Genomic DNA, 23,202 nt, shown 5'->3' with positions numbered 1-23,202 from the left:
GATACACCCGGGCGTTTAACTGAGTCCACCAGATAGCAGCAGCTACTGACCCACTCAAACTTAAGCGCACGGAGAATCACACCATGTTCAACTTCTCGAAAGTCTCGTCCCTGGCACTCGGTCTGGCACTGGTTGGGGGTCTCGGCCTGTCGAACCTGGCATCGGCCAGCACCACCAGCACTGTGTCCCACAGCCAAATCCAGCAACTGCTGGTGGAAGGTGGTTCGGACCGACTGCAACAAAATCGCGTCGCTGAATATGGCTCTGAAAACCTGCAAAAGAATCGTGTGGCTGAAGGCGGCGCGGATCGCCTGCAAGAACTGCGTGAGCGCGTCGCGCTGATCAGCCCGAAGAATGCCGTACAAGGCGGTGTGGTTGTCGCGGAAAACCGCCCTGAATTCGGTTCTAAATATCAGCGCTACTGATCAAGCTCTACAAACCGGCTGAGTTCAAATGTGGGAGCGAGCCTGCTCGCGATGGCGGTGTGTCATTCAACAATGATATTGACTGGCAGGGCCTCATCGCGAGCAGGCTCACTCCCACAGTTGTTTAGTGTTTTGCCTGCCACCTTTTGTACACGCTCATAAATCCTGAAATCTGACGCAATAGTCCGACAATTTCTCGAGACAGTTGCATAAGCGCGTACTAAGATTTGCACCTCATTCAATCAAGGACGATTCATGAAGCGCATTGCCGGTTGCCTGCTGTCTTTCCTGACATTCACTGCGGTAGCGGCCGATCTGAACCTGCTCACCGACAACCATCCGCCCCTGCATTTCCAGCAAGGCAACCAACTGGTGGGATTTGGCGTGGATGTGGTGCAAGCCCTGGCCGACAGTGCCGGCGACAAGGTGCATTTTCTACAAGTCCCTTTGCTGCGCGCCTTGCGTATCGCCACCACCGAGCCAGCCACCGGGGTGTTTACCGTGATGCGCACCGCTGAGCGCGATGCCCAGTACCAGTGGGTCGGTCCCTTGATGGAAGTGGAAACGGCGCTCTACTCCGCCAATGCCACCCAGCAACCGGTGCGCAGTTTGCAGGAAGCCGGCAGCCTGGACCGCATCGTTGTCCCGCGAAAATGGCTGGTCTACAGCTACTTGCAGAAGCAGGGTTTGAACAATCTATACGGCGTGGAAACACCCGAAAAAATGATGCGCCTGGCGCGCCTGGGCCGAACCCGTTTCGTGGTGGCGGACACCCTCTCCGCTCCCACCCTGGCGCGGGAAGAAGGCCTGGCGCCCAGTCAATTGCATTACCAAATGCCGCTGATGAAGCAAGGCACCTACATCGCGTTTTCTCCGCTCACTGATGCTCGTCAGGTGGCGCGTTGGCAGCAGGCGCTGGAGGAGATGAGCCGCGACGGACGTCTCGAACAGCTCAAGCAGCGTTGGCTCAACGACAACCCACCCCGCTGACGGTGGATCAACGCGCTCGATAACAACTATGCGCAAGGGTGTTTTTTCATCACAACGCTCCAGCACTACAGTGGGCACATCTTCTCCCCACCCTACTGGAGCAACATCATGAAAAGCATCATCGGTCTTGGTTTCGCCCTCTCGGTTCTTGGCGCTACATCCGCCATCGCCGCCCCACACGCCACTTCGCAAGTTGTTGCCGCGGCTACAGTCAGCCAACCGGCTACGTTGAACGTGAACACTGTCGGCGTTGATCACAAAGACAGCCAGGCAAGCAAACTCTACGTCGCTGAAAACCGCCCTGAGTTTGGTTCGAAGTATCAGCGTTATTGATCAACGGCTTTGCGCTGCTTGAAACAAGAAACCCCGGGTAGATCCGATCTACCCGGGGTTTCTTCGTATCAGGTGATCACCGATCCCATGTAGCAGCTGTCGAGCAGCGTGAGGCAGCGTTCGGCTGCGAAGCAGTCGTAAAACCTGTGACCGTGTTGGATCTGAAACACCGCATCGTCTGATTTCACGACGGCTTCGCCGCCGAACGCAGCCTCGCAAGCTCGACAGCTGCTACAAAGCTCGGGCGAGTCGTTCGGCGAGGGCTTTGGCCTGGCTGGCCACGTCGGTGACGGCCGTGCTTTCCCACCACATACCCCGCAACGGCGGGCCCATGGCGAACAGTCGTTGGGCAACCTGCCCATCGGCGTCCAGCACTGCGCCATCAACCGCTGCCGCAATCCCCAACGCCAACGGCCCCGGGCGAATCAGACCGCGCGCCAGCAGTTGTTGTGGTAACGGTCGGGCCACCCGGCGCCAGTCGTATTCGATACCACTGGAATTGATCAACGCCGCGCCGCTGACCACCGTGGTTTCAACCTCACCCCGACGGCGGATGCGAATGCACACCCGCCCCTTGACCGTCGATTCCAGCCCCTTGAACGACGCCGCCTGAATCCGCAACCGCCCTTCCTCGTGCAGCCGTGCCACCAGTTCGGCACTCAAGGGAGGCGAGCGATGGTGATGACTTTCCCACCAGGGCCGCACATGCCGCACGAACTGCCGACGCTGCACGTCCGTCGCCTGATTCCACAACCGGCCAATATGCGCCCGCACGGTGTCGAGCGGCGACTGCCAGTCGATCCCTTGAGCGATGGCATCCCGGCAATGCCGACGCAGTTCGCGCACCAACTGTCGAGGCGTGCAAATGCTCTGATCCTCGGCGAGAAAATCCACCCAGGCCGGCGGTTGCCGGCGCACGTGCGGCAGCAAGCCGTGACGGGAAAACACTTCGATCGGCCCGCGATGCCCGGCCTGCTCCAGCGACACCACGGCATCGACCATGGTGAGGCCCGAACCGATGATCAACACCGTTGACTGAGGGTCTAACCGGCGCATGGCCGCGATATCCCACGGATCAAGCGCTGCAGCGTTCAAGCCGCTGGACTCGGTCTGCGGCGTGCGCGCGGCAGGAAACATCCCCGTGGCCAGCACCGCATAAGCACCTTGCAACCGTTGCCCGTCATTCAGGGTCAGCAGCACGGAATCGTCGCGGGTTTGTAGATCAACCACTTCGGCCTGCACATGCTCGACCGTTGAACCATTCACCGCGCCCACCGCTTGCGCTTCCGCCAGGCGCTGCTGCACGTACACACCGAAAAGCCCCCGGGGCGGGAACAATTCGCTGATCGGCACATGCTGCTCATCCGACTCCGGCCAGCCACCCGCCGCGATGTGCTCGGTCAACCATTGGGTCAGATCGTCGGCGTTGTCCGGGTCGACGCTCATGCGTGCGGCATTGCCGTTGAGCGTGTGGCCCAACTCGACCGCGCTGTACGCCTCGCCCCGGCCGAGTTCGGCGCGCGGTTCGACCACCAGCAACGAACGCTTGCCAGGCAATCGCAACAACTGCGCCGCCAGCGTCGCCCCGCTGAGCCCGCCGCCGACGATCAGGATGTCCGCGTGGCGGATGGCGTCGGGCGCCTGTCCGCGTTGGGTTTGAGTCATGGCGTTCTCACTGGTCAATGGTTTATCTCGAAATCTCCTGAACGATAATAGGAACAGCAAAATGTCTGTCCAGTGTTGATTGGCGAACAATTAGATCACTACGTTACGCACAAACTGCACTGCCACCGCCCCATCATTGCGATAGGAATGCGGCTGGTCACTGGCAAACATGAAAAACTCACCCGCGCCAATCTGATGCGGCGTATCTCCCAGCATCAACGTCAAGCAGCCTGCGAACACATAGATCTGCTCACTCCAACCCTCCGCATCCGGTTGCGACGGATAAATCTCCCCCGGTTGCAGGCACCATTCCCACTGTTCCACTTCTCGGGTAGCGGTGGCTTTGGACAGTAAAACGGCTTTGCTGCCGGGAATCGTTCCGGCCCAGGCGACTTCATTGATGCGGCTCGGGTCGCGGGCGTCCGGGGCCTGGATCAAATCGCTGAACGCCACGTCCAGCGCTTCGGCCACGCGGTCGAGGGTGGTCAGGCTGACGTTTTTCTCGCCGGCCTCGATGGCCACCAGCATGCGGCGGCTGACCCCGGACTTTTCGGCCAGCGCGGTCTGGCTCATGTCGGCAGCATGGCGCAGGCGTCGAACGTTCTGGCTGACGTGCTGAAGGACCGAAGCCCGCGGGGTAGAATCTTTGTGCACTATATTGCTCACTTGGTGGGGTTGGGCAGTATACTGCGCAACATTCGGCGCATTGTGCGTCCCCCTCAGGTAGCGCGCAAGGTCATGACGTCGGTGAACGCCTCTCACACTTCTTCCCGTTTCTCGCGGTTCAGCAAGGCCGAATGCGTGCTGGTGCTGATCACCATGGTCTGGGGCGGGACATTCTTGCTGGTCCAGCACGCAATGACCGTCAGCGGGCCGATGTTTTTCGTCGGCCTGCGCTTTGCCGCGGCGGCGATCATTGTGGCGCTGTTCTCCTGGCGTCACCTGCGGGAACTGACCCTGTTCGAACTCAAGGCTGGCGCGTTTATCGGCGTGGCGATCATGCTGGGTTACGGCTTGCAGACTGTCGGCTTGCAGAGCATTCCCAGCAGTCAGTCGGCGTTTATTACTGCGCTGTACGTGCCCTTCGTGCCGTTGCTGCAATGGCTGGTGCTGGGGCGGCGCCCGGGGCTGATGCCGAGCATCGGGATCATGCTGGCGTTCACCGGGTTGATGTTGCTGTCCGGGCCGGCCGGTGCTTCCTTTAATTTCAGTCCGGGTGAAGTCGCTACGTTGATCAGCGCTGTCGCGATTGCGGCGGAGATCATTCTGATCAGCACTTATGCCGGTCAAGTCGATGTGCGCCGGGTGACGGTGGTGCAACTGGCGACCACCTCGGTGTTGTCGTTCCTGATGGTGGTGCCGACTCAGGAAGTGATTCCGGATTTCTCATGGCTGTTGTTGTGCAGTGCGCTTGGCTTGGGCGCAGCGAGCGCGGCGATTCAGGTGGCGATGAACTGGGCGCAGCAGAGTGTCTCACCGACCCGGGCGACGTTGATTTATGCAGGAGAGCCGGTGTGGGCCGGGATTGTTGGAAGGATTGCCGGGGAGCGGTTGCCGGCGATTGCGTTGGTGGGTGCGGGGTTGATTGTGGCGGCGGTGATTGTGAGTGAGTTGAAGACCAAGGGTAAGGCTGCTGCGACCGAGGAAGAGTTGGAGCAGGAGACACAGGGTTAGAACGCAACATTTGTAGCGCCAAGTCGATTGCCTTCGCGGGCAAGCCACGCTCCCACAGGTTTTGTGTCGTTCGCATGCATTGATATCGACACAAAACCTGTGGGAGCGTGGCTTGCCCGCGAAGGGGCCAGACCTGCTGAATACACCCCTTTGAAACAATGTGAATCAGGCTTTTCCCATCTATCTTGTAGGATTCTGCGACAGCTTGGCGTTTGGTGATCCGGGAGCTGGCACGTATGATGCTTCACAAACTTCCGCAGATTAGAAGCCTATGTCCCTGATAGTTCTACTGCTTCTGCCTTTTATCGGCAGCTGTCTGGCGGCTTTGCTGCCACACAACGCGCGTAACACCGAATCGTTGCTGGCTGGTCTGGTTGCCTTGATTGGCACCGTTCAGGTCGCCCTCTTGTACCCGCAAATCGCCCATGGCGGCGTCATTCGTGAAGAGTTTTTCTGGCTGCCCAGCCTGGGCCTGAACTTCGTCCTGCGCATGGACGGTTTCGCCTGGCTGTTCTCGATGCTGGTGCTGGGCATCGGCACCCTGGTTTCTTTATACGCCCGCTATTACATGTCGCCGGACGATCCGGTGCCGCGGTTCTTTGCGTTTTTCCTGGCGTTCATGGGCGCGATGCTCGGGTTGGTGATCTCCGGCAACCTGATCCAGATCGTGTTTTTCTGGGAGCTGACCAGTCTCTTTTCATTCCTGTTGATCGGCTACTGGCACCACCGCGCCGATGCGCGACGCGGCGCCTATATGGCGCTGATGGTCACCGGCGCAGGCGGATTGTGCTTGCTGGCGGGGGTCATGCTGCTCGGCCATGTGGTCGGCAGCTATGACCTAGACAAGGTCCTGGCCGCCGGCGATCTGATTCGCGCCCACTACCTCTACCCTATCCTGCTGCCCCTGATCCTGATCGGCGCCCTGAGCAAAAGTGCGCAATTCCCCTTCCACTTCTGGCTGCCCCACGCGATGGCGGCGCCGACACCGGTTTCGGCCTATCTGCACTCGGCGACCATGGTCAAGGCCGGGGTGTTTCTGCTCGCGCGGCTGTGGCCCTCGCTATCCGGCAGTGAAGAATGGTTCTACATCGTCAGCGGTGCCGGTGCTTGCACCCTGTTGCTCGGCGCGTACTGCGCGATGTTCCAGAACGACCTCAAGGGCCTGCTGGCCTACTCGACCATCAGCCACCTGGGCCTGATCACTTTGCTGCTGGGCCTGAACAGTCCGCTGGCCGCCGTGGCCGCGGTGTTTCACATCCTCAACCACGCCACTTTCAAGGCCTCGCTGTTCATGGCCGCCGGGATCATCGACCACGAAAGCGGCACCCGCGACATTCGCAAGCTCAGCGGCCTGATCAAGCTGATCCCGTTCACCGCCACCCTGGCCATGGTCGCCAGCGCCTCGATGGCCGGCGTGCCGCTGCTCAACGGCTTCCTGTCGAAAGAGATGTTCTTCGCCGAAACCGTGTTCATCAACGCCACGGCCTGGATCGAGATGACCTTGCCGATTGTCGCGACCATCGCCGGCACCTTCAGCGTCGCCTACTCGCTGCGTTTTACCGTCGACGTGTTCTTCGGCCCGACCGCCACCGACCTGCCGCACACCCCGCACGAACCGCCACGCTGGATGCGCGCGCCGGTGGAACTGCTCGTGTTCGCCTGCCTGGTCGTGGGGATTTTCCCGGCGCAAGTGGTCGGCCCGTTGCTGGCCGCGGCGGCCCTGCCGGTGGTGGGCGGAGTCCTGCCTGAATACAGCCTGGCAATCTGGCACGGCTGGAACGCGCCGATGATCATGAGCCTGATCGCCATGTCCTGCGGCATCGTGCTGTATCTGCTGTTGCGCAATCAGCTCAAACTCGGGCGTTTCAAATATCCGCCGATCATTGGACGGTTCAACGGCAAGCGCCAGTTCGAGCGCAGCCTGGTGATCATGATGCGCCTGGCCCGTCGGCTGGAGCGGCGGATCAGCACCAAACGCCTGCAAACCCAATTGTTCCTGGTGGTCCTCGCGGCGGTGTTCGCCGGGTTGATCCCGATGCTGCACAGCAGCCTGAGCTGGGGTGACCGGCCGAAGATTCCGGGGTCGATCGTGTTCGTGACCCTCTGGCTGCTGGCGATTGCCTGCGCCCTCGGCGCGGCGTGGCAGGCCAAGTATCACCGGCTCGCGGCCCTGACCATGGTCAGCGTCTGCGGCCTGATGACCTGCGTCACGTTTGTGTGGTTCTCGGCGCCGGACCTGGCGCTGACGCAACTGGCGGTCGAAGTGGTGACCACGGTGCTGATCCTCCTCGGCCTTCGCTGGTTGCCTCGGCGGATCGAAGAGGTGTCGCCGCTACCGAGCACCCTGCGCAAGGCACGCGTGCGTCGTATCCGAGACTTGCTGCTGTCGACCGTGGTCGGTGGCGGCATGGCGTTGCTGTCCTACGCGATGCTGACGCGCCAGACGCCGAACGACATTTCCTCGTTCTACCTCAGTCGCGCCCTGCCCGAAGGCGGCGGCAGCAACGTGGTCAACGTGATGCTGGTGGACTTCCGTGGCTTCGACACCCTCGGTGAAATCACCGTATTGGCGGCCGTGGCCCTGACCGTGTTCGCCCTGCTGCGACGCTTCCGTCCGCCGAAAGAAAGCCTGCAGTTGCCAGCCCAGCAACGCCTGCTGGCGCCCGACGTCGTCACCGACCTGGTCAACCCGCGTCAGGCCAGCGACACCGCGCTCGGCTTCATGATGGTCCCGGCGGTGCTGGTGCGCCTGCTGTTGCCGATTGCAGTGGTGGTGTCCTTCTACCTGTTCATGCGCGGGCACAATCAACCGGGTGGCGGTTTTGTCGCCGGGTTGGTGATGTCGGTCGCGTTCATCCTGCAATACATGGTGGCCGGCACTCAGTGGGTCGAGGCGCAAATGAGCCTGCGACCGCTGCGCTGGATGGGCACCGGCTTGCTGTTCGCCACGGTCACCGGGCTCGGCGCGATGGCCGCCGGATACCCGTTCCTGACCACCCACACCTGGCATTTCGGACTGCCGGTGCTGGGCGACATCCACATCGCCAGTGCGCTGTTCTTCGACATCGGCGTCTACGCCGTAGTAGTCGGTTCGACGCTGTTGATCCTCACCGCCCTCGCGCACCAATCGGTTCGGGGTCACAAAACCGCGGCCCTGCCTAGATCCGTCGCCACCAAAGGAGCCGTCTGATGGAAGAAGTCATCGCAATCGCCATCGGCGTACTGGCCGCGTCGGGCGTCTGGCTGATCCTGCGACCACGGACGTTTCAGGTGGTGATGGGCCTGTGCCTGCTTTCCTACGGCGTCAATCTGTTCATCTTCAGCATGGGCAGCCTGTTCATCGGCAAGGAACCGATCATCAAGGACGGCGTGCCGCAGGACTTGTTGCATTACACCGACCCGTTGCCGCAAGCGCTGGTGCTGACCGCCATCGTGATCAGCTTTGCCATGACCGCGCTGTTTCTGGTGGTGCTGCTGGCCTCCCGCGGCTTGACCGGGACCGACCATGTGGATGGCCGGGAGCCTAAAGAATGAATGCGATGACGCACCTGATCGCCGCACCGATTCTGCTGCCGCTGCTGACCGCCGCCATTATGCTGATGCTCGGCGAGAAACATCGCCCGTTGAAGGCCAAGATCAACCTGTTCTCCAGCCTGCTGGGCCTGGGGATCTCCGTGCTGTTGCTGCAATGGACGCAGACCACCGGCGTGCCCGGCTCGATCGGCGTGTACCTGCCGGGCAACTGGCAGGTGCCGTTCGGTATTGTGCTGGTGGTCGATCGCCTGTCGGCGTTGATGCTGGTGCTGACCGGGATCATCGGCGTCAGCACCTTGCTGTTCGCCATGGCCCGTTGGGACGGCGCCGGTTCGAGTTTCCATGCGCTGTTCCAGATCCAGATGATGGGCCTTTACGGCGCATTCCTGACCGCGGACCTGTTCAACCTGTTTGTGTTTTTCGAGGTGCTGCTGGCAGCCTCCTACGGCCTGATGCTCCACGGCTCGGGCCGGGCTCGGGTGTCATCGGGCTTGCATTACATCTCGATCAACCTGCTGGCGTCGTCGCTGTTCCTCATCGGCGCGGCGCTGATCTATGGCGTCACCGGCACGCTGAACATGGCTGATCTGGCGCTGAAAATCCCGCTGGTCCCGGAAGCCGATCGCGGCCTGCTGCATGCCGGCGCGGGGATTCTCGCGGTAGCGTTCCTGGCCAAGGCCGGGATGTGGCCGCTGAACTTCTGGCTAGTGCCGGCCTACTCGGCGGCCAGCGCGCCGGTGGCGGCGATGTTCGCGATCATGACCAAGGTCGGCGTGTACACCTTGCTACGCCTGTGGACCCTGCTGTTCTCCGGTCAGGCCGGGGCGTCGGCATACTTCGGCGGCGACTGGCTGATCTATGGCGGCATGGCGACCATCGTCTGCGCCGGCGTGGCGATCCTCGCCGCACAACGGCTGGAACGCCTGGCCAGCCTGAGCATTCTGGTGTCGGCGGGGATCCTGTTGTCGGCCATCGGTTTTGCCCAGCCCAACCTGATCGGCGCGGCGCTGTTCTATCTGGTCAGCTCGACCCTGGCGTTGAGCGCGTTGTTCCTGCTCGCGGAATTAATCGAGCGCTCCCGTTCGGCCAATGAAATGCCGCTGTTCGACGACGGCGACCTGCTGCCACGGCCGATGGAATCCCTGCAACCGCCCAAAGGCATCAACCTCGATGACGAACAGAAAGCCGTGGTCGGCCAGGTGATTCCCTGGACCATGGCGTTCCTCGGTTTGAGCTTCATTGCTTGCGCGCTGCTGATCATCGGCATGCCGCCGCTGTCCGGGTTCATCGGCAAACTCAGCCTGCTGAGCGCCCTGCTTAACCCGTTGGGGTTGGGCAATGGAACCGATGAACCGGTATCGAATGCGGCGTGGGGGTTGCTGGCGTTGTTGATCCTGTCCGGGCTAGCGTCGTTGATCGCCTTCTCGCGGTTGGGTATCCAGCGTTTCTGGACACCCGAAGAACGGCCATCGCCCTTGTTGCGCCGCTTCGAGTGCGTGCCGATCATCGTCCTGCTGGGGCTGAGCGTTGCGCTGACATTCAAGGCCGAGCCGCTGATGCGTTATACCCAGGCCGCCGCCGATGCCTTGAACAACCCGCAGCAATACGTCATGGCGGTGCTGGGCACCCGTGTGGTTCCGAGCCCGGAAGCCAGGGCGGCGATGCTGGAGGTGCAGCCATGAAGCATTTGTTTCCGGCACCGTGGTTGTCGCTGGCCTTGTGGCTGCTGTGGTTGGTGCTGAACTTGTCGATGAGCCCCGGCAACCTGTTGCTCGGCGCGGTGCTGGGGTTCTGCGCGCCATTGATGATGCGCAAGTTGCGGCCGCTGCCGATCCGCATTCGTCGGCCCGGGGTGATCCTGCGTCTGTTCTTCCTGGTCGGTCGCGATGTGCTGGTGTCGAACCTGGCCGTGGCCTGGGGCGTGCTCAACGCCGGTCGCCGTCCACCGCGCTCGCGTTTCATCAAAGTGCCGCTGGACTTGCGCGATGCCAATGGCCTCGCGGCGCTGTCGATGATCTGCACGGTGGTCCCCGGGACGGTCTGGTCGGAACTGGCGCTGGACCGCAGCATCCTGTTGCTGCACGTGTTCGATCTGGATGATGAAGCGCTGTTTATCGAGCACTTCAAGGCGACCTATGAGCGCCCCTTGATGGAGATCTTCGAATGAGCGAATTGCTGTCGAACGCGATCCTGCTGAGCCTGTTCATTTTTTCCCTGGCGATGATCCTGACCCTGATTCGCCTGTTCAAAGGCCCGTCGGCCCAGGACCGGGTTCTGGCACTGGACTACCTGTACATCATTGCGATGCTGATGATGTTGGCGCTGGGCATTCGTTATGCCAGTGACACTTATTTCGAGGCGGCGCTGCTGATCGCCCTGTTCGGTTTCGTCGGCTCGTTTGCCCTGGCCAAATTCCTGCTGCGTGGCGAGGTGATCGAATGAACGCGGAACTGTCTTTGTGGGTTGAAATTCCGGTGGCGATCCTGCTGGTGCTCGGCAGCGTGTTTGCGCTGATCGGCGCCATTGGCCTGGTGCGGATGAAGGATTACTTTCAGCGCATGCACCCACCGGCGCTGGCCTCGACACTGGGCGCGTGGTGCGTGGCGCTGGCCTCGATCATCTACTTTTCGGCGCTCAAGTCGGGGCCGGTGCTGCATGCCTGGCTGATTCCGATCCTGCTGTCGATCACGGTGCCGGTGACCACGTTGCTGCTGGCCCGGGCGGCGCTGTTTCGCAAGCGCATGGCGGGGGATGATGTGCCGGCCGAGGTGAGTAGTCGGCGCACTGAGAATCAGGGTTAGGTTTAGAGGTTTGCGGTGATTCGACTGGCCTCATCGCGAGCAGGCTCACTCCCACAGTTGATCTCTGTCAGACACACAATCTGTGTTCACTGAAAATCCACTGTGGGAGTGAGCCTGCTCGCGAAGGCGTCAGTCAGGGCAACTCAGATCCAGGCCACTGCCAACAACCCGGCCCCCAACACCACACACAACGGTGAATAAGCCCAGGTGTCGAACCGGGCGAACTTCGAGTCCTTGACCTGCTTGAAGAACCCCACCAGGTTCGAATCGCCGATCGCCCGGGCAAACATCAGCATCGCAATGGCGCTGATCACCCATTGCAGCGCCCAGTGCTGCACCGCCGGCAAGTACAGGCCGACCCGCAGGCATACCAGCATCGCGATCAACAGCAATCCCACCGCGACCAGCAACGTGGCAAACCCCGACGGCTTGAACGCCGGCCTGGGTTCCCCGCCACCCTCAGGCGATATTCGCGGGACCGCCGCCTCGCTACCCAACTTGCCACCTGCCGCCCAGTACAGGTGGATCAGGCTGATCAACAGAAAGATGGCAGCCATCCCTTGCGCGATCATCAGGCTCATATTAGACATCCAGCGTGAAATGTCGCAGCAGGATGAACCTCCTTGAACGTTTTTGTAAGGGTATTTGGTGGCGGTGCAGACTCTTTTTAACCCTGCACATGTCTTGTGGCGAGGGAGCTCGTCGGAACGCCGCACCGTCCCATTCGGCTGCGTAGCAGTCGTCATCAGAAATAATGCGTAAACCTGAAGATATGAGTTGATAGGATTTAGGGCTGCTTCGCAGCCCAGCGGGAGCAAGCTCCCTCGCCACAGGATTCACTGAAGACTGGCGGAAACCTTATCCGCCACATCCTTCGGCACCCACGCCTGCCAAACATCCGGGTGCGCCTTCATGAACGCCTCCGCCGCCTGACGTGGCGGGGTGTGTTTTTCGCTCATTTCAGCCAGCGCCTTGTTCAATGGATCGATCGGAAAATCGACCTTGCTAAAGAAATCGGCAATCTGCGGATACTGCTTCTGAAAAGGCGTGGACACGCCGATCGACAGCTTCGAGGCCAGCGAGCGAGTCGGTTTCGGATTGGGGTTGTCAGCGTCCGTCAGGGTTTTCCAGGCTTCGGCATCAAAGGGTGGCTCCTCCAGCTGGATCAGCTTGAAGCGCCCGAGCAGCGGCGTCGGTGACCAGTAATAAAACAGTACCGGCTTGCCGCGACGGATCGACGAACTAATCTCTGCATCCAGCGCCGCCCCGGAACCGCTGCGGAAATTCACATAGCTGTCGTTCAGGCCATAGGCCGTGAGTTTCTGCTTGTTCACCACTTCCGACGTCCAGCCGATCGGGCTGTTGAGGAAGCGTCCCTTGCCCGGGCTTTCCGGATCGCTGAACACATCCTTGTACTTTGGCAGATCACTGACACTGCGCAAACCGGGCGCCAGCGGCTTGATGCCCTTGGCCGGGTCGCCCTTGATCACATATTCGGGCACCCACCAGCCTTCAGTCGCCCCCTTGACCGTATCGCCCAGACTCACGACTTTGCCCTCGGCTTCAGCCTTGACCCAGACCGGACTGCGACCGGCCCACTCTTCGCCAATGACCTGAATGTCATTGTTGGCCAGTGCGGTTTCCAGGGTGATGGTGGTGCCGGGCAAGGTGTCGGTCGGCAAGCCGTAGCCCTTCTCGACGATGATCCGCAGGATGTCGGTGATCAGGCTGCCACTTTCCCAGTTCAGGTCGGCGAAGTGGATCGGCGCCTGGGCAGCGGATACCGGAAGGGATGAACTCAACACGCCAAACGTGGCCAGGGCAACGGCCAGCAACCGTCGAAATCCTTTCATGCTTTTGCACCTCGTGCTGTTCACAGCAATAGCAGGATGGCCTGGCAGAAGACCGCAAGCCTCTGAATACTCAGTCAACTGACTGTAGTAGAGGTTCCTGCTTTCGAGGGGCATGAATTACTTTTCGGAAATTTCCTGCAAGCGAGCCAGCTCTCTTCTTACCATGCTGGCGTACGCCGCCGGGCGCAGCGTATAGATCTGTGACGCCACCCAACTCAGCCAGCCTCCCTGCAGAACAGCCTTCTGCTCGAACAGCCGCCGGGCTTCGACTTGCGCACTGGCCTGGTTCTGTTCGTGGAAATCAGCGCGGGTCAGGGTCACTACTCGCCGGCCTTGAACGTGACCAGTTCGCCCTTGCGCCACTTGGCGGCTTTGGCGGTCACGGCTTTCAGGGTTTTGGTCAGGCCTTCCTGCAACTGCTGGTGGGCGGCGAAAACCATCACCACGCTATGACCTTCCTTGAACACAATCGCGTGACCGTCTGCGGTGGTGACAAAGGCGTAATCGCCCAGCCCGTATACCGTCAGTTTGATTTCACGGAACTTGATGTCGAGCTTGCCGCCTTCACGACTGGGCAATACCGAAGCAGTGAAATGATCGCCGACCTTGAGCTTGAGCCCAGGCTTGTCATCGACCACCAGTGCCTCTTCGGTGTCGATCTCGGCAATGTAAATGCCTTCAGCGTTCTGTTCGGTGATGTAAACGAAACGTGACTGGAACTGTTTAACCAGCTTTGCGCGCAAATCACCCAGCACGAACAAAGCATGCATATCGAGATTACTTACTGCCAAGGAAACATCCCCACATCTGAAAATGATGCCGCACGCAGAAAAAGCGAACAGCAGAAAAAAGCGGCCATGCCGAAGGTTTACCGTAAAACCCGGATTGAAATCCTGAGCTGAGCAGAGCGCTCGTGCCTCGCGAGGTCAGTGAGATTACTGGAATACCCCTCGCGCCGTCCTCTGTGAAAGTCGTCAGATGTTGAAGGAAAACGCCCTTCTTACAGCCAGAGGAAACCGGATTACCAACTTTAGGGAAAAATCTCTTTAAAAAAAGCACTTTTCCGACATATCGCCAGTAAAAAATTGCTTTAGATGAACACCATTCGCCCACCAGTGAGGGTGATTCTAGAGCAGCCATGCTCGCCGAGACTACCCAAAACGACGTACACACGTCGGCAAAACAATGAAAAGGACTTCACATGTGCACAATGACTCACTTCGCTTCCTCCCAAACAGAACGCGCAAACAGCTCCGTCCCCTTGCTCCCGATGCTGTTCCAGCCGCATGAGTTGCAGCCGGAAAGCTTTCTGCTGGCACGCTTTCAAGTGGTACTGGCCGGTAACGCCTTCTTCCATATCAAGGAAATTTCCACCGGCCGTGTAAGAGGTTTCCGTGGCTGCCATAACGAAGCCTGCGCCCTCGCCCGCTCACTCGAGTCACGCGTCTGACGCGTTCGTCTGCATTCATGCCAATAGACGTTTCGTCATGCCGGCGACTTAACTCAGCCGCCGGCAGGCAACTGCTGCCATACTGCCCGACCAATGAAATCCGTCCTCAGGACGGACGGCGTTCAATACAACAACATATTTTCAAGGGAAGGCAGCTACGTGACGGAATTTGATATCGGTGAGTTTTTTATCCGGGGCGAAGCCAGAGAGGTCGAAGGCGAATTCCAGGCAGTCATTGTCATGCGTCCTAAACCACCGTTGACCAAGGAGACGTATCATCAGGTCGAGAAGGATCGCTGGTTCAAGACCTCGGATGTCGCCGCCATCGCCGCCAAGGAAGCCGCCCAGGCATTGAAAACTGCCGTCGATGAAGGTGCATTGAAAGCCTGATCGTCGGATTTGCCGTCTATGCTCTCTCCTGCTTTCCAACATCGCTTTCGAACTCCTGAAGCGCGGCCCCCTCAGATGCAATGAAGCCGCACCTCAGATCGCGACCGCAAGGAGATAAAGATGGATTCACCTACCCACGACTTGAAAGGTTTGTTCGACCAGCTCGGCCTGGACTCCAGCCAGCAAGCCATCGACGATTTCATCGCCAGCCATTCCCCTTTGGCCGACGACAAGAAACTCATCGATGCCGAGTTCTGGACGCCGCAACAAGCCGGTTTCCTCAAAGAACAATTGCGAGAAGACGCCGATTGGGCGCGGGTGGTCGATGACCTGAACCTGCGTATGCACCAGGTTCACTGACCCGCCAACCTTGAGTCAACGATAAACTTGTGGCGAGGGAGCTTGCTCCCGCTGGGCTGCGAAGCGGCCCCAAGATGGGACTGCTGCGCAGTCCAGCGGGAGCAAGCTCCCTCGCCACAAAAGCCAGCATCACGCCTCTAGCGAGGACTCTCGGGCTTGTAGCCCAACCGCAATCCACCCCAATGCCGCCCCTTGAGCATGATCGGCACCGATAGGTCGTGCATCAGTTCGCCGGTGTCGCGGGTGTAGGTCTGCAACAACACGGGTTGTTGATGGCTGCCACAGCGGATGCCGGTGCGGTCGGCGAATTTGCGCTTGGTGCGGTTTTGTACCGTATCGACCTGCGCATCGCCGGTCAGCGGCTGGCTGAAAATGGTGTTGTGGGTGGGCACATAACCCTGCTGGGTGCAGGCGATGGCAAACACCAGGCCTTCATGGCGCGGCAGCAACGGTTCCTGGATCGCCGGCAAGACCTGATCGGTGTAGCGATCGAAGCGGGTCTGAAACTTGGCAGGGCTGGTGTTGGGAATTGCCTGGTAACTGCGATCGAACAGATCATCAAGGCTGACACGGCCCTGATCGATGTCCGCTTCAAAACGCGCGGCAATCTGGCTCGCGCCTTCGCGGGCCAAGTCATAAATCCGTTGGTGGTAGTCATCCAGCCCGACTTCGGCAAGACGCTCGCTGATGGTTTCGGCCTGACCTTCCATTTGCACTGCAGCCTGAGCCAGGCGCTGGGTCTGTTGGTCGCTGACCGCCAGGTCGCTGCGCATCTGTTCGATGGCGTGGAACAGGCTGTCGAGTTGTTCGCGATTGGTGTCCGCGCCCCTGGCGATTTCCCCGACCTGGCTTTCGACGCCGGCGGCCAGACGCGCAATGTTTTCCAGGTGCTGGCCGGTGTGCTCGACCTGCTCGACACCGGTGTCGAGGTCGCTGGAAAGTTGGCGGATCTGCTCCACCACTTGCGCCGTGCGCTGCTGGATATCGGCGACCATCTCCCCGACTTCGCCGGTTGCCGTCGCCGTGCGCGCTGCCAGACCGCGAACCTCATCCGCCACCACAGCGAACCCGCGACCGTGTTCCCCGGCCCGGGCCGCTTCGATTGCGGCGTTCAAGGCCAGCAGGTTGGTCTGACTGGCGATGGACTGAATCACCAGGGTGACCCGTTGAATATCGTCACTGCGCAGGCTCAGGGCCTCGATCAGTTCACGGCTGCTGCTGGCGCGCTGACTGAGCTGATGCATGCGGCTGATGGATTCAATCAATTCCGTACGCCCTGCTGCGCTGCTCTGATGAGCTTCGCTGGCCGCACTGAGGGCTTCGCGACTGAGTTTCGAGGTGGCTTGTTCGGTCGCGATCATCACTTCGGCGTTGCTGACGATTTGCGCCGCCGCGTCGAGTTGCGATTGCAGTTTGTCCGCCAGTTGCTTGACCGAAAAGGCTACGCCTGCGGCCGACAAGGCGTTATGACTGGTGGTGTAGGAAAGATCGCGAGTCAACTCGGCGATGGCACTGGCGCCGTCGGAAGGGGTTGCCTGGGGAGTGGCGCGTGAGCGCAGGCGTGGCAGCCAGATAACCAGAATGGCCAGTGGCAGGCAAAGGTAAAGCGACCAGCCACCCAGCGCCATGCCGGATAGCAGGAGCATCAGGGCGATGCTTTGCAGGGTTGGCGTCAGCCAAAGGTTTTTCGGCAAAAACACTGGTGCGGGCACTGCCGCAACCAGAGATCCGTCTCTCGTCATCTTCGTCACCCCATGGTCCTTCTAATTGTTGTGCAGGCATTAAACGCCACTATCGGGCCATTATCTATGGTCCATTAGTAGTGGGGCGTTGCAGCAGATCAATAGAAGTGCTTGGGGTTTTCGCAGGCGGCAAAAAGCATCGCGGGCAAGCCCGCTCCCACATGGTTCTCGATGAACGTGTGGGAGCAGGATTGCCCGCGATGCGGGGCGTTACGGAATCAGGCCTGACGCTGGTGCTTGTCGATCTGTTCGTGACGCTCTTGAGCTTCGATGCAGTACTTGGTGGTCGGGCTGATCAGCAGGCGTTTCAGGCCGATGGCCTCGCCGCTGTCGTCGCACCAGCCGAAGCTGTCTTCTTTGATGCGTTCCAGAGCCTGTTCCAACTGAGGCAGCATGCGCTGGTCGCGATCGATCGCGTTCACCAGCCAGGTGCGCTCTTCTTCGACAGAAGCAGCGTCGGCCGGATCGGCTGGGGTGTCCAGGCTCTCGATGGCGATGCGGTTCTGCTCAATGCGCTCATGGGTTTCGACTTTCATGTTCTGCAACAGCTCGGAGAAGAAAGCATGTTGCTCGGCATTCATGTAGTCATCCGCCGGCATGGCCAGCAACTTGTCCTTTGTCATTGATATCTCTATAAAAAAACGTGCATTAAGGCGAATTAGGGAGCATTCCGGCAGACCAGGTCTGGCCATCGGAAAGGCGCCGTTTATTCCAAGCGCCACCCGGCACTCAATTTACGAGGGCCGGCAGTCTAAGGCCGACTTGAGGCCTCAGCAACTGAAAAGACAGCGAATTTGTCCGACAAAGCCCGGAAAGTGCTCTATGGCAGCCTCTGCGGTGGTTATCGGAGTGCGTTTATAGCAAGAAATTCAATCGAGCGGCTGTATAGAGAAGACAAACGGCTGCGCCACGCGGGTCAGGCGTGGCGCATTGGCTGTCTGTTCTAAGACTCAGCGCTTGAGTTTACGCTTGTTGCGGTACTGGTCGATCACCACCGCCACCACAATAATCAGTCCCTTGATGATGTCCTGAATATACGCATCCACCCCGACAAAGGTAAACCCGCTGGCCATCACCCCGAGAATCAAGGCACCGATCACCGTACCGGTAATGCGCCCGACACCGCCGGCCAGGCTGGTGCCGCCGATCACGGCTGCGGCAATCGCGTCCAGCTCATACGACATGCCCATCCCCGCCTGCCCGGTCGCGGCACGTGCCGAGGCGACCACTCCTGCCAGGCCGGCAAGCAACCCGGCGATGCTGTAGACGATCACCAGGTGACGCTTGACGTTGATCCCCGAGGTCCGCGCCGCCTGCATGTTGCCGCCGATGGCGTAGGTGTACTTGCCGTACTTGGTGTAGCGCAGCGCGATGTGAAAGATCACCGCGACGACCAGGAAAATGATCACCGGCATGGCGCCATGTCCGATGGCCGTGTAGGAATCCGATAGCATGCTCACCGGCTGGCCTTCGGTGTAGAACCTCGCCAAGCCACGCGCCGACACCATCATGCCGAGGGTGGCAATGAACGGCGGAATCCCGGTGATAGCAATGATGCTGCCGTTGATCGCACCCGCCAGCAGTCCCACGCCGAGCCCGGCGATCACCGGAATCCATACCGGCAAGTCAGTCAGCGACGGAAACACCGCCCGGGCGAAATCCGAAGTCTGGGCCAGACTGGCAGCGATCATCGCCGACAGCGCCAGCACCGAACCGGATGACAGGTCGATACCGGTGGTGATGATCACCTGGGTCACGCCAATCGCCAGCAGGCCGATGATCGACACTTGCAAAATCATCAACACCAGGCGCTGGGAGTTCATCAGGAAGCTCTGGTCGCGCACGATCCAGCCGAACACTTCGAAGATCAGGCCGATACCAATCAGCACCAGGAAAATACTCAACTCGGTCGGAAAGCGCCGGCGACTCTTGACCGGTGCCGTTGCTGGCTTGTTTTCCAGTATCGCGTTCATAACCACTCACCCTTCTAATGAATTCCGGCACCGAATACATACCTTGTGACCTGTGATTCCCTGTGGCGAGGGAGCTTGCTCCCGTCGGACTGCGCAGCAGTCCCATTCTTTTGGGGCCGCTTCGCGACCCAGCGGGAGCAAGCTCCCTCGCCACAAGCAAGCTCCCTCGCCACAGAATCCCTGTTCACCCTTGGACTCTGCTCACCCTTGACTCAATGGCGTACGGACATACCCGAGGCCAGTTGCATGACTCGTTCCTGGGTCGCTTCGCTGCGGTCGAGGGTGCCCATCAGGTCGCCCTCGTGCATGACCATCACCCGGTCGCTCATGCCGAGCACTTCCGGCAGTTCCGAGGAAATCATGATCACCGCCATGCCTTCGCTGGCGAGGTAGGAAATGAGCCGGTAGATCTCGGCCTTGGCGCCGACATCGATGCCGCGGGTCGGCTCGTCGAGGATCAGGATTCGTGGATTGGTCATCAGCCAACGCGCCAGCAGGGCTTTCTGCTGGTTGCCGCCGGACAAGGTGTCGATGCATTGCTCAAGCGACGGGGTTTTCACCCGCAGTTTCTTGCACATGTCTTCACACAAGACCCGCAGGGCTTTCTGCTGGATGAAACCGTGGCCGGCGTAATGCGGCAGCACTGCCATCTCCATGTTTTCCAGCACCGACAGGCACGGGAACAGGCCGCTGAGCTTGCGGTCCTCGGTCAACAACGCGAAGCCCTTCTCGATCGCCATGTGCGGATCGCTGATGCGCACCACTTCGCCGTCGAGGCGAATCTCGCCACCGTCGCTCGGAGTGATGCCGAAAATCGCTTCGGCAACGTTGGTGCGGCCCGAGCCCATCAACCCGGCGATGCCGAGGATCTCGCCCGCATGCAGGTCGAAGGACACGCCTTTGAAAATACCGTCCAGCTTGAGGTCGCGCACCGACAGCAGCAGATCGCCGATGGGCTTCTCGCGAACCGGGAACAACTGGCTCAGCTCGCGGCCGACCATCATCGAAATCAGGCTGTCGCCGTCCATGCTGTCGGCCCGTTGCAGGCCGATGTAGGTGCCGTCACGGAACACCGCCACTTCATCGGCGATGGCGAACACTTCGTTCATTTTGTGGGTGATGTAGATGATGCCTTTGCCCTGGCCCTTGAGGTCGGCAATGATCGAGAACAGGTGCGCGACTTCCTTGTCGGTAATGGCGGAGGTCGGTTCGTCCATGATCAGGATGTCCGAGTCGTAGGACACTGCCTTGGCGATCTCGACCATCTGCCGTTCGGCGATGCTCAGGTTGCCGACCTGCTCCTCCGGGTCAAGGTTGATCCGCAGGCGTTCGAGCAGTTTCGCGGTGCAGCGGTGCATCTCGCGGTGGTCGATCATGTGCAGGCTGTTGAGCTGCTCGCGGCCGATCCAGATGTTCTCGGCGATGCTCATGTGCGGCATCAGGTTGAGTTCCTGGTGGATCATGGCGATCCCGGCCTGCAGCGCGGCCAGTGGCGTGTCGAACACCACCGGTTTGCCGCGAAGGCGCAGTTCGCCGGCGTCCGGCTGGTAGATGCCGGCGATGATTTTCATCAGGGTCGATTTACCCGCGCCGTTCTCGCCCATCAGCGCAAGCACGGAGCCGGGACGAACCCGCAGCTGCACGTCGGACAACGCCACCACACCGGGAAAACCCTTGCTGACGTTGATGATCTCCAGCAGGTACGGCTCATCGACAGGTGTTGCGGTTGGCTGGATACCCACCAACGGGGTGCTCGAAGCAGTCGCTGAAGCGAACATGATCAGGTACTCCATCAGCAAGGTCGCGGTGGCAACCTTGCGTGCTTATTGTTGTTATTTGGCGGACAGCCTATTTGAACGTGTCTACGTTTTGCGGGGTGATCAAGCGGTATGGCACCCACACGGCCTGTTCAACCGGCTCGTTTTTGGCCATTTTCACTGCCGTATCGATGGAGCCGTCGGCCTGACCTTTCGCGTCCTGGAACACCGAGACCGCCAGGCTGCCTTTCTTGATTGCGTTCAAGCCGTCGGGCGTACCGTCGACACCGGCGATCAGCACGCTGCCCTTGTCGACGCCGGCCTGTTGCAGGGCCATCGCGGCACCAATGGCCATTTCGTCGTTGTTGGCCACGACCGCATCGAACTTGCGACCCTGGGTCAGCCAGTCGTTGACCAGGGTCATGCCTTTATCCCGCAGCCAGGTGCCGGTCTGTTCTTGCTCGATCTTGATGTTCGGGTATTTGGCCAGCACCTCTTTGACGCCTTTGGTGCGGTTGGTGGTGGAGTTGTTCGCGAGGTCGCCCAACAGAATCACGATGTCGCCCTTGCCACCCATCTTGTCGGCCAGGTATTGCATCTGCATTTCACCGGCTTCGAGGTCGTTGGAGGCGACCGTGACCACGCCTTTTGGCAGCTTCAGGTCATCCGGGCGACGGTTGACGTAGACCAGCGGGATGCCCGCCTTGACGGCGGCTTCGGTGATTTTCCTGGTGGCGGCGGTATCCACCGGGTTGACCACGATGGCATCGACTTTCTGGCTGATGAAGCTTTCTACCTGGCTCAACTGCTTGACCACGTCGCTGCGGGCATCTTCGAACTGCAACTGGACGCCATCGGGATAGGACTTGGCTTTCTTGTCCATGGATTCGCGCAGGTAGGTCAGCCAGGTGTCATCGAACTGGGACATGCTGACGCCGATTTTCATATCGGCGAGTGCAGCGCCGCTGGCGAACATCAGGGACAAGGCCAGTGAGGCAAAACGGATCTTGGTCTTCATGAAAAGTCTTTCTCCACATTCTTGTTGGTTTTATGGATGAGGCGTGACGATTTCAGTAAGCAGGCAAGCGGTAAAAGCGTTGATGACGAGCGAGAGGCAGTTCGCTGGAAATGACTTTATTGGAATATTATTTCTATATCAACTCATTTTAGAATTTTATTCTGATTTTGTTCCATGGCTCTCAAACGGGCTTAATTCCACCACCCGATGCTGCTCGAAGCTCAGTCGCGCAGCGTCTAGAACGCGGGTGGTCGCCAGTGCATCACGGGCTTCCACAGGCAGTGGGCCACCGCTCTGTAACGCGGTTTGTAGCTGCAAATAGAACTGGTTCCAGCACCCGCGCTCCGAGGGAACGCGCTCGCGCACTTCACCCTGTTCGAACCAACCCCAGCGGCGATGCTCTTCCACGCCCCAGCGTTCACCCTCGGATTTCGGCGAAAGTCCGGCGAGCGCCGAGGCTTCTTGCCCGTCCAGGCCATCGACGCTGTAACAACCTTGGGTGCCGGTCACGCGGAATCGCGGGCCCGGTGTGTTTTGCAGGCAACTGCCGCCCAGGTGCGAGATCACCCCGCTGGCGTGGGTCAGGGACACAAAGAAGCCGTTGTCGAAGGTTTGGCCTTTTTCCAGGTAATCCAGTTCGGCGTAGACCTGTGTCACCGGGCCGAACAGCAATAACGCCTGATCCACCAGGTGACTGCCCAGATCACGCAGGAAGCCACCGCCACTGCCGTTGTTCACCGATTGCGGCGAGTAACGCTCGATACGCGATTCGAAACGGGTGACGTGGCCCAGCGCACCGGACTCGATGAGTTTGCGCACGGTGAGGAAGTCCGAGTCCCAGCGGCGGTTCTGGTAGACGCTGAGCTGCACGCCCTGGCGCTCGGCCATGGTGATCAGGGTTTGGGCTTGCTGCGCATCGGCGGCGAACGGCTTGTCGCTGACCACCGCCACTCCGTGTTCAATACCGTCGAGCACCAGCGCCGGGCGACCCTTGAGCGGTGTGGAGATCACCAGCACATCGACACGGGCTTCCACCAGTTGGCCGATGCTGTCGAAGGCCGGCACGCCGGGGTGCTCAACCGCCAGCAACCGTCGGCGCTCCGGGGAACGGGTGACCACACCAACGAACTTCGCCGCCGGCAGACTGCTGATCAGCGGAGCATGGAAAAACCGGCCGCCATGGCCGTAACCGACAAGTCCGATGCGCATGTGTGCATTCCTTCTTATTGTTCTGTAA

Annotated in this window: 26 protein-coding genes; 14 read left to right on the top strand and 12 right to left on the bottom strand. The window is 60.1% G+C overall.

All coding sequences use genetic code 11. From position 1 onward, the window contains the following. Positions 1-83: 83 nt before the first annotated feature. The 3 genes from ACA070_RS12580 (at position 84) to ACA070_RS12570 (ending at position 1,748) form a co-directional block, all read left to right on the top strand. Positions 84-425: a hypothetical protein gene (locus ACA070_RS12580; protein WP_497451390.1), complete on the top strand. Its 342-nt coding sequence runs from the start codon at positions 84-86 to the stop codon at positions 423-425. A gap of 255 nt (positions 426-680) precedes the next feature. Continuing rightward, positions 681-1,415 carry a substrate-binding periplasmic protein gene (locus tag ACA070_RS12575; protein WP_497451389.1) on the top strand — a complete coding sequence of 245 codons (735 nt, stop codon included), beginning with the start codon at positions 681-683 and terminating at the stop codon, positions 1,413-1,415. 108 nt (positions 1,416-1,523) lie between these two features. Next, a complete protein-coding gene (locus tag ACA070_RS12570) occupies positions 1,524-1,748 on the top strand; it encodes a hypothetical protein (protein ID WP_497451388.1) in 225 nt (74 codons plus the stop codon). Between the two features lie 231 nt (positions 1,749-1,979). Here ACA070_RS12570 and ACA070_RS12565 read toward each other — a convergent pair whose 3' ends face one another. Both ACA070_RS12565 and ACA070_RS12560 read right to left on the bottom strand, forming a co-directional pair. Beyond that, positions 1,980-3,413 carry an FAD/NAD(P)-binding protein gene (locus tag ACA070_RS12565; protein ID WP_497451387.1) on the bottom strand — a complete coding sequence of 478 codons (1,434 nt, stop codon included), beginning with the start codon at positions 3,411-3,413 and terminating at the stop codon, positions 1,980-1,982. A 90-nt stretch (positions 3,414-3,503) separates the two neighbouring features. Continuing rightward, positions 3,504-4,067 (bottom strand): helix-turn-helix domain-containing protein, encoded by a 564-nt coding sequence (locus tag ACA070_RS12560; protein WP_497451386.1) that lies wholly within the window; start codon positions 4,065-4,067, stop codon positions 3,504-3,506. Here ACA070_RS12560 and ACA070_RS12555 point away from each other — a divergent pair. From ACA070_RS12555 to ACA070_RS12525, 7 genes are all read left to right on the top strand, one after another. After that, the gene (locus ACA070_RS12555) at positions 4,062-5,087 is read left to right on the top strand and encodes a DMT family transporter (RefSeq protein ID WP_497451385.1); all 1,026 of its coding nucleotides are present in this window, start codon (positions 4,062-4,064) and stop codon (positions 5,085-5,087) included. The two genes, ACA070_RS12560 and ACA070_RS12555, sit on opposite strands and share 6 nt — an antisense overlap. A 271-nt stretch (positions 5,088-5,358) precedes the next feature. Further along, the gene (locus ACA070_RS12550) at positions 5,359-8,277 is read left to right on the top strand and encodes a monovalent cation/H+ antiporter subunit A (RefSeq protein WP_497451384.1); all 2,919 of its coding nucleotides are present in this window, start codon (positions 5,359-5,361) and stop codon (positions 8,275-8,277) included. After that, positions 8,277-8,621, top strand: coding sequence for a Na+/H+ antiporter subunit C (locus ACA070_RS12545; RefSeq protein ID WP_007986256.1), 345 nt, complete (start codon positions 8,277-8,279; stop codon positions 8,619-8,621). The genes ACA070_RS12550 and ACA070_RS12545 overlap by 1 nt, the downstream gene beginning before the upstream one ends. Continuing rightward, on the top strand, positions 8,618-10,303 hold the full coding sequence (locus tag ACA070_RS12540) for a monovalent cation/H+ antiporter subunit D (RefSeq protein WP_497451383.1): 1,686 nt from the start codon (positions 8,618-8,620) through the stop codon (positions 10,301-10,303). The genes ACA070_RS12545 and ACA070_RS12540 overlap by 4 nt, the downstream gene beginning before the upstream one ends. Continuing rightward, entirely contained in the window at positions 10,300-10,788 is a 489-nt protein-coding gene (locus ACA070_RS12535) for a Na+/H+ antiporter subunit E (RefSeq protein WP_497451382.1), read from the top strand. Before ACA070_RS12540 ends, ACA070_RS12535 begins: the two co-directional genes overlap by 4 nt. Beyond that, positions 10,785-11,063 carry a K+/H+ antiporter subunit F gene (locus ACA070_RS12530; protein ID WP_007935991.1) on the top strand — a complete coding sequence of 93 codons (279 nt, stop codon included), beginning with the start codon at positions 10,785-10,787 and terminating at the stop codon, positions 11,061-11,063. Before ACA070_RS12535 ends, ACA070_RS12530 begins: the two co-directional genes overlap by 4 nt. Next, positions 11,060-11,422 (top strand): Na+/H+ antiporter subunit G, encoded by a 363-nt coding sequence (locus ACA070_RS12525; protein ID WP_438661177.1) that lies wholly within the window; start codon positions 11,060-11,062, stop codon positions 11,420-11,422. Before ACA070_RS12530 ends, ACA070_RS12525 begins: the two co-directional genes overlap by 4 nt. 143 nt (positions 11,423-11,565) lie before the next feature. Here the strand turns inward: ACA070_RS12525 and ACA070_RS12520 are convergent, their stop codons facing one another. From ACA070_RS12520 to ACA070_RS12505, 4 genes are all read right to left on the bottom strand, one after another. Next, positions 11,566-12,003 (bottom strand): DUF3995 domain-containing protein, encoded by a 438-nt coding sequence (locus ACA070_RS12520; RefSeq protein ID WP_497451381.1) that lies wholly within the window; start codon positions 12,001-12,003, stop codon positions 11,566-11,568. A gap of 255 nt (positions 12,004-12,258) precedes the next feature. After that, positions 12,259-13,275, bottom strand: coding sequence for an ABC transporter substrate-binding protein (locus ACA070_RS12515; protein WP_497451380.1), 1,017 nt, complete (start codon positions 13,273-13,275; stop codon positions 12,259-12,261). Positions 13,276-13,392: 117 nt separating this feature from the next. Further along, the gene (locus tag ACA070_RS12510) at positions 13,393-13,596 is read right to left on the bottom strand and encodes a hypothetical protein (protein ID WP_497451379.1); all 204 of its coding nucleotides are present in this window, start codon (positions 13,594-13,596) and stop codon (positions 13,393-13,395) included. Beyond that, positions 13,596-14,066 carry a hypothetical protein gene (locus ACA070_RS12505; RefSeq protein WP_497451378.1) on the bottom strand — a complete coding sequence of 157 codons (471 nt, stop codon included), beginning with the start codon at positions 14,064-14,066 and terminating at the stop codon, positions 13,596-13,598. The genes ACA070_RS12510 and ACA070_RS12505 overlap by 1 nt, the downstream gene beginning before the upstream one ends. Between ACA070_RS12505 and ACA070_RS12500 the strand changes: the two genes are divergently transcribed. The 4 genes from ACA070_RS12500 (at position 14,040) to ACA070_RS12485 (ending at position 15,475) form a co-directional block, all read left to right on the top strand. Continuing rightward, a complete protein-coding gene (locus ACA070_RS12500) occupies positions 14,040-14,177 on the top strand; it encodes a hypothetical protein (RefSeq protein ID WP_497452048.1) in 138 nt (45 codons plus the stop codon). The genes ACA070_RS12505 and ACA070_RS12500 overlap by 27 nt on opposite strands. Positions 14,178-14,476: 299 nt before the next feature. Next, positions 14,477-14,725, top strand: a complete 249-nt coding sequence (locus tag ACA070_RS12495; RefSeq protein ID WP_497451377.1) for a hypothetical protein — start codon at positions 14,477-14,479, stop codon at positions 14,723-14,725. 159 nt (positions 14,726-14,884) lie between these two features. Further along, positions 14,885-15,115 carry a hypothetical protein gene (locus ACA070_RS12490; RefSeq protein ID WP_497451376.1) on the top strand — a complete coding sequence of 77 codons (231 nt, stop codon included), beginning with the start codon at positions 14,885-14,887 and terminating at the stop codon, positions 15,113-15,115. Positions 15,116-15,235: 120 nt separating this feature from the next. Further along, positions 15,236-15,475, top strand: coding sequence for a DUF2789 domain-containing protein (locus ACA070_RS12485; protein WP_497451375.1), 240 nt, complete (start codon positions 15,236-15,238; stop codon positions 15,473-15,475). A gap of 137 nt (positions 15,476-15,612) precedes the next feature. Here the strand turns inward: ACA070_RS12485 and ACA070_RS12480 are convergent, their stop codons facing one another. The 6 genes from ACA070_RS12480 to ACA070_RS12455 form a co-directional block, all read right to left on the bottom strand. Then, positions 15,613-16,836: a methyl-accepting chemotaxis protein gene (locus tag ACA070_RS12480; RefSeq protein ID WP_497451943.1), complete on the bottom strand. Its 1,224-nt coding sequence runs from the start codon at positions 16,834-16,836 to the stop codon at positions 15,613-15,615. A gap of 599 nt (positions 16,837-17,435) precedes the next feature. Continuing rightward, the gene (locus ACA070_RS12475; protein ID WP_007907888.1) at positions 17,436-17,840 is read right to left on the bottom strand and encodes a TraR/DksA family transcriptional regulator; all 405 of its coding nucleotides are present in this window, start codon (positions 17,838-17,840) and stop codon (positions 17,436-17,438) included. Between the two features lie 327 nt (positions 17,841-18,167). Beyond that, the gene (locus ACA070_RS12470; protein ID WP_497451374.1) at positions 18,168-19,190 is read right to left on the bottom strand and encodes an ABC transporter permease; all 1,023 of its coding nucleotides are present in this window, start codon (positions 19,188-19,190) and stop codon (positions 18,168-18,170) included. Between the two features lie 212 nt (positions 19,191-19,402). Next, positions 19,403-20,968 (bottom strand): sugar ABC transporter ATP-binding protein, encoded by a 1,566-nt coding sequence (locus tag ACA070_RS12465; protein ID WP_497451373.1) that lies wholly within the window; start codon positions 20,966-20,968, stop codon positions 19,403-19,405. Positions 20,969-21,038: 70 nt separating this feature from the next. Next, complete coding sequence (locus tag ACA070_RS12460) at positions 21,039-21,965, bottom strand: sugar ABC transporter substrate-binding protein (protein WP_497328694.1); 927 nt, start codon at positions 21,963-21,965, stop codon at positions 21,039-21,041. Between the two features lie 156 nt (positions 21,966-22,121). After that, on the bottom strand, positions 22,122-23,174 hold the full coding sequence (locus ACA070_RS12455; RefSeq protein WP_497451372.1) for a Gfo/Idh/MocA family protein: 1,053 nt from the start codon (positions 23,172-23,174) through the stop codon (positions 22,122-22,124). Between the last annotated feature and the right edge of the window lie 28 nt (positions 23,175-23,202).

This window comes from Pseudomonas sp. LBUM1678, assembly GCF_059695575.1.
This window is presented reverse-complemented; position numbering and strand designations above follow the sequence as displayed.